Annotated in this window: 2 protein-coding genes; both read right to left on the bottom strand. The window is 62.1% G+C overall.

The window, feature by feature from the left end:
* On the bottom strand, positions 1–557 hold a 557-nt coding region (locus FJ319_14715; GenBank protein ID MBM3935517.1), incomplete at its 3' end, for an HAD-IA family hydrolase.
* Positions 558–604: 47 nt separating this feature from the next.
* Complete coding sequence (locus tag FJ319_14710; GenBank protein MBM3935516.1) at positions 605–1,855, bottom strand: FAD-binding oxidoreductase; 1,251 nt, start codon at positions 1,853–1,855, stop codon at positions 605–607.
* Between the last annotated feature and the right edge of the window lie 373 nt (positions 1,856–2,228).

Raw genomic sequence — 2,228 nt, 5'->3', positions numbered from 1 at the left:
ACTGTGAATATGCCCGCAGCCTTCGCAGCCGAGATACCGTTCGTGGAATCTTCAAACGCCACAGCCTCGTGCGCCGCAATTCCCATCCCTTCAAGAGCAGCCAGATAAAGGTCCGGGGCCGGCTTGCGCTTCGCCACCTGGTCGCCGCACTTTATGAGGTCGAACCGGTCAACCAGGCCCACGCGGCCCATGTGCTCCGAGACCCATTTCCACGACGAGCTTGAGGCTACGGCGAGCTTAAGGCCACGCGCTCGGCCATGAACGAGGTATTCCACCACGCCCGGCATTACGGGCTGGGTCCGGATGACCGCCAGATCCTCGCGCTCCCGCGCCTCGTCGATGGCCTGCACGGCCGGCTCGTCGTTGAGATGCGCCCGGAGGACGTTCTTGGGGTTAAACCACGCCATGTCCGCGCTGGTGCCCACCCATCCCTCGAACTGCTTCTCTGTGAGAGTAAGGCCATGCTTCAGGAACGTCGCACGCCAGGACAGGAACCCGGGCGTTTCCGTGTCAACGATGGTGCCGTCGAAATCAAATATGAGGGCGCGGATCGTCATTTGGTCACCAACTCACTTCTCATAACTCTCAACTCACTACCCTCCGCCTACCCCCGGTTCCCGCCGTAGGTAGAGCGCAGAGCCGCCTTTTCGGCGAAGCGGGTGGCGCGGAGGGCGGTGATGTCCACGGTTTTGGCCTTGCCGTGGACGATGGTCTCGGCGAGGCACTGGCCGATGGCAGGGCCGAGCTTGAAGGAGTGGCCGCTGCCGCCGACGGCGAGGTAGAGGCCGTCCACGCCGGGGGCGCGGTCCACGATCATGTTCCAGTCGGGGGTGATGGTGTACAGCCCGGCCCAGCCGGACTTTACGGTCGCCGTCGCCATGTGCGGGAGCCTATGTGAAAGGCGGCCCGCGGCGTCTTCTATGAAGCCGGGGGTGGCCTTTTTGGTGTAGGTGTCCGGGTCTGCGGGCTCGTTCTCCTTGGGGTGGCCGACGCCTACGAGGATGGTCCCGCCCTTCTGGGGGCGCATGTAGAAGCGGTCCACCATGTTGGAGACGGCCATTCCCATTAGCGGAGTCCCCGGCGCGGGCTGGACGAGTATCTCCTGCTCGCGGGATATCTCCAGCGGCAGGTCCAGGCCTGCCCACGCGCCGACCTGCTTCGCCCACGGCCCGGCGGCGTTCACAACTGCGCCCGCTGCGATCTCGCCCTTATTGGTGACAACGCCGGTGACCTTCTGGCCGGACATCTTCAGCCCCGTCGCCGGCGTGTTGACGTAGACCTCAGCGCCCATGGCGTGCGCCTTGTCTACGAAGCCGAGGACGGTCGCGTGGGGGTCGGCGTAGCCGGAGTCGGGCTCGTATGCAACATGGGCGATGCCTTCCGGGTTGAGGCCGGGGAGCATCTTCCTCGCCTCTTCCACGGGCACTTCCCACGTGCGGACGCCGAGAGCCTTGAGCCGTGGAAGGTTGTCGTGGAAGGCGGACTCGGCCTCCGGTGGCGTGAGGAAGAGCCAGCCAGTGTTGGAGAAGACCTTGTGGCCGAAGCGCTCCTCAAAGGTCTGAAATATCTCGACGCTGCGGCGGACGAGGCGGACGGAGACCTCGTTGGAGTAGTGCTGCCGCACGATGGCGGCGGAGTCGCCTGTGGAGCCTGAGGCGAGTGCGCTCTTCTCCACCAGCACGGCACGTTTCACGCCGAGCTCGGCCAGGTGGTACAGGATGCTGGCGCCGATGATCCCGCCGCCGATAACAACAACGTCAGCAGTCTTTCGCATTCGGGGCTCCGGGGAGAGATTAATCGCCCCGATGCTATACGGGGCTCCTCCCAACATGTTGGCAGGGGCTCCGTATTCCATCGGAGCAGAGTACGCAGAGAGCGCAAAATTAAGAGAGAGTTAGGAAATGATGTTATGAATCGTGAGAGATGGGAGCGATGTTGTCAACTGGGGTTAGGTGGGTCCAGTACACCGGGCGTGGATGAAGACAACCGTGGCAAGCGAGCCACATTGTCATTTCGGGCATATTTGCAGAAAATGTGTGATCAGCGTGGTACAAGGTAAAAGTACCAAGTGAAATACTGATAGCGATTGTTCGTGCTCAGTCCCCTGTGCTGACGGTATCGAGCTTTGAGCCTGGAGAAGTAGCCTTCAAGGCCATTGGTGGATGACGGTATGTTCGGGTCCCCCAGGTAGAAGAACATGTCAGGCAGAGCTCTAAACAACATGCTAC

It is taken from the genome of SAR202 cluster bacterium (genome assembly GCA_016872355.1).
GTDB lineage: Bacteria > Chloroflexota > Dehalococcoidia > Lucifugimonadales > VGZY01 > VGZY01.
This window is presented reverse-complemented; position numbering and strand designations above follow the sequence as displayed.

Bases quoted from the DNA above. Each gene is read 5' to 3' on its own strand.
- FJ319_14710 (MBM3935516.1), bottom strand. From the start codon at position 1,855: ATGGAATACGGAGCCCCTGCCAACATGTTGGGAGGAGCCCCGTATAGC.